The sequence below is a fragment of the Shewanella sp. 11B5 genome (genome assembly GCF_002836795.1).
Lineage (GTDB): Bacteria > Pseudomonadota > Gammaproteobacteria > Enterobacterales > Shewanellaceae > Shewanella > Shewanella frigidimarina.
This window is the reverse complement of record NZ_PJAP01000344.1, coordinates 1-6,355: the sequence shown is the minus strand read 5'-3', so window position 1 is coordinate 6,355 and position 6,355 is coordinate 1. Positions and strand designations below refer to the sequence as shown.

General features: G+C 40.6%; 9 protein-coding genes. All 9 read left to right on the top strand.

What is annotated here, in order from left to right; all coding sequences use genetic code 11:
* On the top strand, positions 1–243 hold a 243-nt coding region (locus CXF78_RS07320; protein ID WP_180957081.1), incomplete at its 5' end, for a class I SAM-dependent methyltransferase.
* Positions 243–863: a ubiquinone biosynthesis accessory factor UbiJ gene (locus CXF78_RS07315; RefSeq protein WP_059747506.1), complete on the top strand. Its 621-nt coding sequence runs from the start codon at positions 243–245 to the stop codon at positions 861–863. The genes CXF78_RS07320 and CXF78_RS07315, both read left to right, overlap by 1 nt.
* Positions 860–2,509: a ubiquinone biosynthesis regulatory protein kinase UbiB gene (gene ubiB, locus CXF78_RS07310; RefSeq protein WP_011635962.1), complete on the top strand. Its 1,650-nt coding sequence runs from the start codon at positions 860–862 to the stop codon at positions 2,507–2,509. The genes CXF78_RS07315 and ubiB overlap by 4 nt, the downstream gene beginning before the upstream one ends.
* A 109-nt stretch (positions 2,510–2,618) precedes the next feature.
* Positions 2,619–2,864: a Sec-independent protein translocase subunit TatA gene (gene tatA, locus CXF78_RS07305; RefSeq protein WP_011635961.1), complete on the top strand. Its 246-nt coding sequence runs from the start codon at positions 2,619–2,621 to the stop codon at positions 2,862–2,864.
* Positions 2,865–2,870: 6 nt separating this feature from the next.
* Positions 2,871–3,275, top strand: coding sequence for a Sec-independent protein translocase protein TatB (gene tatB / locus CXF78_RS07300; RefSeq protein ID WP_011635960.1), 405 nt, complete (start codon positions 2,871–2,873; stop codon positions 3,273–3,275).
* 12 nt (positions 3,276–3,287) lie between these two features.
* Positions 3,288–4,034, top strand: a complete 747-nt coding sequence (gene tatC / locus CXF78_RS07295) for a twin-arginine translocase subunit TatC (protein ID WP_011635959.1) — start codon at positions 3,288–3,290, stop codon at positions 4,032–4,034.
* Between the two features lie 45 nt (positions 4,035–4,079).
* Positions 4,080–4,616, top strand: a complete 537-nt coding sequence (locus tag CXF78_RS07290) for a hypothetical protein (protein ID WP_102036401.1) — start codon at positions 4,080–4,082, stop codon at positions 4,614–4,616.
* An 18-nt stretch (positions 4,617–4,634) separates the two neighbouring features.
* Entirely contained in the window at positions 4,635–5,450 is an 816-nt protein-coding gene (locus CXF78_RS07285; protein WP_011635957.1) for a TatD family hydrolase, read from the top strand.
* Positions 5,450–6,355, top strand: a 906-nt coding sequence (locus CXF78_RS07280) for a 7TM-DISM domain-containing protein (RefSeq protein ID WP_308302239.1), incomplete at its 3' end; no start/stop codon positions are given. The genes CXF78_RS07285 and CXF78_RS07280, both read left to right, overlap by 1 nt.

Here is a 6,355-nt window from a genome sequence, read left to right as displayed (position 1 = left end):
TCAACACCTAAACATGAATTAATGCGTAAAGTTTACGACATGTATAGCTTTAAGGTGTTACCTAAAATGGGCGCATTAATCACTAAAGATGCTGACAGCTACGAATACCTTGCCGAATCAATTCGGATGCATCCTGATCAAGAAACCCTTAAACAAATGATGGTCGATGCAGGTTTTGAACAAGTCGACTACACCAACATGACAGACGGCGTTGTCGCATTGCATAGAGGTTATAAGTTCTAATGACCCCTAATCACTTTGCTTTGTTAACTTGTGCAGCCATTGAAACCGCTTTTAACCAACTGCCAGCACAGGCTAAAAGTGACTATGCTCGCCAAAAGTCATTGCACGGCAAAGTATTTTGTATTCAATTGAGTCAGTTAAATTGGCCCATTTATTTGGTGTTTGCCAAACAAATTCAAGTGCTGAGCCATTACGAAGGTGATGTTGCTGTAACCGTACGAGCTGATGCATCAACATTATATCAGCTGACTGAAGGCGCTAATTTAACTGAGCTTATCAAACAAGATAAACTCAGTTTGGAAGGCGATATTCAATTACTGCAATCGTTAAGCCATTATTTACAGAATATTCACGTTGATTTTGCTGAACCATTATCACGTTATATTGGTGATGCTCCGACGCATAAACTCGTTGCTACAGCAAAACAATTTAACCATGATATCAAGCTGGTTTTACAAAAAACTCGCTCACACATCAGCCAGTTAACAACTGAAGAATATCGCTTGGCACCGCATAAAATTGAATGGCTACACTTTCGTGATAATCTGGACGAACTAGTCAGTCAAACCGAACGTATCGAAGCCAAGATAGCCCAATTAAGAGATCAAATAACGCAATGACAACTGCAAGTATCAGGCGTGGTTACCATGTCATTAAAACCATTCTGCATTTTGGCTTAGATGACTTAATACCTAAACACAAAAAGCCTTGGTATTTCGCCATTGTGCGCAACAGTTTATTTTGGGTCCGTAATAAACATAAAACTAAATCGCCAGCAGAACGCTTAAAATTAGCGATGCAAGATTTAGGGCCTGTATACATCAAACTAGGGCAAATGTTGTCGACTCGCCGTGATTTACTTGACGACGAATGGGCCTATCAGTTGGCCATGTTGCAAGACAGAGTACCTCCGTTTGATTCCGCTTTAGCACGAGAAGCCATCGAAGCTGAGCTTGGTGCTCCTATCGCAACCTATTTCGACGATTTTAACGATACACCACTTGCCTCGGCATCCATATCACAAGTGCACACAGCTACCTTAAAATCTAACGGTAAAGCGGTGGTACTTAAAGTGCTGCGGCCTAATGTTGAGCAGCAGATATTAGCTGACTTACAGTTAATGACTCAAACGGCTAACTTACTCGAAACCTTATTAGGTGACGGTAATCGTTTACGCCCAGCAGAAGTGATTGAAGATTACCGCACCACCATTCTAGGCGAGCTAAACTTAAAGCTCGAAGCGCTCAACGCCATAAAGCTGCGCAATAATTTTCTGGGTTCCAATTCGCTGTATGTGCCTTTTGTTTACGAAGAACACAGTTATCAACGCCTTATGGTCATGGAACGCATTTACGGTATTCCAGTATCTGACACCGAAGCGTTACGGGCTCAAGGTACCAACTTTAAACTGCTTGCTGAACGCGGTGTAGAATTGTTTTTCACCCAAGTGTTTCGAGACAATTTTTTCCACGCAGATATGCATCCTGGCAACATTTTTATCAGTCGTGAACATCCAGACGACCCATTTTATATCGGTCTAGACTGCGGCATTATGGGCACGTTAACCGAAGTGGATAAACGATACCTTGCAGAAAACTTTTTAGCCTTTTTTAATCGCGATTATCACCGTATCGCCCAGCTGTATATTGAGTCAGGTTGGGTATCGGAACACACTGATATTATTGCGTTTGAACAAGCGGTAAAAGTAGTTTGCGAACCCATGTTTAATAAACCATTAGATGAAATTTCATTCGGTCATGTACTGTTGGAGCTGTTTAGAACCGCACGTCATTTTGATATTGTGGTGCAGCCACAACTGGTGCTACTCGAAAAAACCTTACTGTATATTGAAGGTTTAGGCCGCCAGTTATATCCGCAACTAGATTTATGGCAAACAGCCAAACCCTTCCTAGAAAATTGGATGTCAGAACAAGTCGGCCCTAAAGCCATGTTCAACAAAGTAAAATCAAATGCGCCGTTTTGGGCAGATAAACTCCCTGAGTTTCCTGAATTGATTTACGACAATTTAAAACTAGGTCGTAAATTACTCGGCACTCAACAGCAAATGTTAGATAAGTACTTGCGCTACCAACAGAAATCGCACAAGAGTAATTATCTACTTATCACATCGGCTGTATTATTGATCTGTGGCACAATTTTATTTACTCAAATAGTTACACTATGGCCTGCATATACCTGTATCGGTGCAGGTATATTGATTTGGGCGATAGGATGGAGATCTAGGCCAAAGAATCGTAAATTTTAGCTAGCACTAATTTATTAGAGGTTCATAATACTTAAAGAATTGAGTGTTATTATGGATTTTGAAATAACTTTTCTACAAAAACCATTTTACTTTAAAGAGGAAAATCTTCATGGGCGGCATCAGTATTTGGCAGCTTCTAATCGTAGCGTTAATTGTCATTCTATTATTTGGGACTAAAAAATTGCGTTCTTTGGGCGGTGATTTAGGTGGAGCAGTAAAAGGCTTTAAAAACGCCATGACTCCAGAAGATGAAAATAAATCTTTAGATGACAAAGAAAAAGACCAAACTGCAGCGACTTCGCAACAGGCTGCAGAAAAGCAACCTGAAACAGAATCTAAAGATAAACAGGCGTAATTTATTATGTTTGACGGTATCGGCTTTATGGAGCTGCTGCTGATCGGTATTTTGGGGCTAGTCGTACTAGGCCCCGAAAGACTACCGGTTGCAGTACGTTCGTTAACAGGTTGGATCCGCGCGCTTAAGCGCATGGCTAACTCTGTCAAAGATGAACTTGAGCAAGAGCTTAAAATTGATCAGTTACATGCTGATTTAAAAAAAGCTGAAAGCAAAGGTTTAGCCAATTTGTCGCCAGAGCTACAAGAGTCGATTGATCAGCTGAAAAAAGCCGCTGAGTCAGTGAATCGCCCTTATAAAGTTGAAGACACATCACCTGTAGCGCCAAAAGCATCACCTGACGAGTCTCCTTCAGTCGTAGAAGCTAAGTCATCTGAAGCGACTAGCGAAAACAGTTCAACCCCTAAATAAAACGGATAATCCATGTCGCAGCAGCAACCGCTTATTAGCCATTTGCTTGAATTACGTAACAAATTGCTTAGAGCCATTGGCAGCGTGTTATTGGTATTCATTACTATTGTGTATTGGGCTAACGATATTTATCACTACATAGCTCTACCACTAATGCGTTCGCTTCCAGAAACAGGCAGCATGATTGCAACCGACGTTGCCGCACCTTTTTTTGCACCCTTTAAATTAACACTCGTGCTAGCATTCTTCATCGCCATTCCCTATGTACTCTATCAAGTATGGTCTTTTGTCGCCCCTGGATTATACAAACATGAAAAACGCTTAGTTGTTCCCTTGTTAGCCAGCAGCACCCTGTTGTTTTATCTTGGAATAGCCTTTGCCTACTATATTGTTTTCCCCGTTGTATTTGGTTTTTTCACTAGTGTAGTTCCAGATGGCGTGCAAGTTGCTACTGATATCAGCAGCTATTTGAGTTTTATTTTAAAACTGTTTTTTGCCTTTGGTTTAGCTTTTGAAATACCTGTAGCAGTGGTTTTGTTATGCTGGGCTGGTGTTACCACACCCGATGAGTTACGCCAAAAACGTCCTTATATTGTAGTAGGAGCTTTTGTTGTTGGCATGGTACTCACGCCGCCCGATATTATCTCGCAGACTATGCTAGCCGTACCAATGCTGTTATTGTTTGAAGGTGGACTAATCGCCGCACGTTTCTACAGCAAAAAAGAAGATGAGCCAGAAAACGAACAAGCTGAGAATTAAGCGATAAAGAAAGGCTCTACTGACTAAAATAATAAGGAAGAATCAATGCGTTTAAGTTTAATTGCCGTCGGGATCATATTGATGTCGGCTAATGCACATGCCAATACTAATCTTGGTCAGCAACTGTCTATATGTGCCGCTAAAACGGACAAAACCGTGCGATTAACTTGTTATGACGAATTAGCAGCTAATGCTAAACCCAGTGCTCATATAATGACGACGACAAATACAACTAAGGTAGCTCCATCAGAAGCTCCAAGGCCGCCAGCTACACCAAAAGTTGTGGCACCTATAGCTGCAGCAAGCCCTCAAGTGCTCAGCGTTGATGATTTTGGTCTACAAAAGAAAGTAATAGAAGATGAAGTCGATAAGATTTATTCTGAAGTCATTAGCGTCAAGAAAGATGCATTAGGCGCATTTGTGATAACACTCAGCAATGGCCAAGTATGGAAGCAAAGTAATTCAAAGAATTATAAAATCAAAAAAGGTCAACGCATCTTTATTGAAACGGGTGCATTGAATTCATTTTTATTGGGTAGCGATGAACGCAATGCTACTGTCCGAGTTAGACGATTAAAGTAACTACAGCACTTTTATTACATGACTCAATACATCGACATTGCAGTCAATCTGCTTAGCGACAGGCTTAAGCACGATATTGACACTATTATCAATGACGCGGCGAAACATCATGTTTCGCCGTTAATTATTATTGGCAGCGATCTCGATGAAAGCTCCGACTCAATATCTCTCTGCCAACAATACCCGCAACAACTCTACTGCACTACAGGTGTTCACCCGCATCATGCATCGTCTTGGGATCAACACAGCAAAGCACGTTTAACTCAGCTTGCCACACAAGAAACAGTGGTTGCTATTGGTGAGTGTGGACTTGACTACAATCGCGACTTTTCACCTCGTCTTGCACAAAGAAAGGCATTTGCAGCGCAATTAGAGCTGGCTTGCGAACTCAATATGCCTGTACTGATGCATTGTCGTGAAGCACATAGTGATTTTATCGCCATTGTAAATGAGTACAGAGCTCAACTCCCTAATGCTTTATTGCACTGTTTTACTGGCAGTAAAGATGAGTTATTTGAATGCTTAGCGGCTGATTTATACATTGGCATTACAGGTTGGATTTGTGATGAACGCCGAGGACAAGAGCTCGCTCAATTAGTGCCGTTGATTCCTAGTAATCGCATTATGGCAGAAACCGATAGTCCTTACTTATTACCTCGTAGTATGCGGCCTAAACCTAAGTCGAGTAGAAACTTACCCCAATACTTACCTTATATTGTCGAGTATATGGCTAATTTACGCCAACAATCACCGCAAACATTGGCGCAAGAATGTTATAAAAACAGTTGTGATTTTTTCCAACTGCCAGTTCATCTAAACGTGAATAATAACTGATGATGCCCCTCATAACTCATCAGTTACAACAGCAATGTAAATATCACTTTAGAGTGTTAATTGGATTATTTTTGCTGTTGATTAGCCAAAACTGTTGGGCTAATACACTCTCTGGGGTACCGCTTAGACTTACATCAGATTCCATAACAAAAATTGAGTTACAAGACTGGGTTTATGCCAATCAAAGTAATGATATTGAAAACCTAACCACATTATTACAACGGTCAGAAAACAGCTGGAAAAAAATCGATACCAATCAACCATACAAAATAGGCATTAAAAACTATTGGGTGAGTTTTACTATATTTAATCCCAACGACCATCTATCACGCATTATTGCCTTAGATAATCCATTACTCGACAGTGTTAAAATATACCACCTGATCAATGGGGAGCTGGTCAGTACTGAAGTCATGGGCGACTCCTTGCCATTTAAGCAACGACCATTAGAAAGCAATATCTTTTTATATCCAGTCAATTTTGAACCTGGTGATACTCATACTTTTTATCTGAAAATAGACAGTAAAGGTAGTATCAGTTTGCCATTAGTGTTGTGGTCATCAAACGACCTAACACGGCTAACCGAAACCAAGAACTTGTTTAGTGGTATGCAAATAGGCTTATTACTCGCTATTTGCTTGTTCAGTTTATTTATTGCCCTTGCGTCAGCATCTTATAGTTACAGTTATTACAGCGGCTATGTATTAGGACTTACATTACTCACGGCGACAATACATGGCGTATCATTTCGCTATTTATGGCCTCAATGGCCCATCATACAGCAGTATATTTTCATCATAATCATCCCATTAACACTGGGGTTTTCATTGATGTTTACTGAGAAAGTATTACAGCTAAAATATCATAATCTAAAAATGCTGCGTATTTGCCGCATCATGGCAGTG